This window comes from Corallococcus sp. AB038B (assembly GCF_003668955.1).
Classification (GTDB): Bacteria; Myxococcota; Myxococcia; order Myxococcales; family Myxococcaceae; genus Corallococcus; species Corallococcus exiguus.
The window spans coordinates 1-413 of sequence record NZ_RAWO01000214.1 but is presented as its reverse complement, the minus strand read 5'-3'; the positions used below and the strand labels follow the sequence as shown (position 1 = coordinate 413).

The 413-nt window shown below is 74.6% G+C and carries 1 protein-coding gene; it reads left to right on the top strand.

Annotated features, from left to right (window positions below):
- Positions 1-413 (top strand): carbohydrate binding domain-containing protein (locus tag D7Y04_RS44850; protein ID WP_368666440.1); only part of this gene is annotated, 413 nt, incomplete at both ends.

Here is a 413-nt window from a genome sequence, read left to right as displayed (position 1 = left end):
CGGGTCCGGATGGTGGCCCCCGGGATGCTGGCACGGATGCAGGCACTCGCGACGGCGGCGCCGACGGTGGCACTCGCGATGGCGGCTCCGACGCGGGCACGAGTGACGCTGGCAGCGGCGGCACCACTCGCGGCTACGGCTTCGAGACCGGCACCGAGGGCTGGTCGTCCTCGGGCGCTCCCATCAAGGCGGCGACGTCGTCCACCGCGCGGGCCCAGGCGGGGACTCGCTCCCTCGCGGTGCCCTTCAGCGGAACTGCGGGCACGGGCGTCGTCTCCGTGCGCACCGCCCCGGTTCCTCGCGGCGCCACCGTGACGTTCCGCGTCTGGATTCCCAGCGGCAGCGGCATCACCGCCCTCCAGCCCTTCGCGCTGGAAGGTGAGACAGGCGGCTGGCGCTACACGGGGACGTGG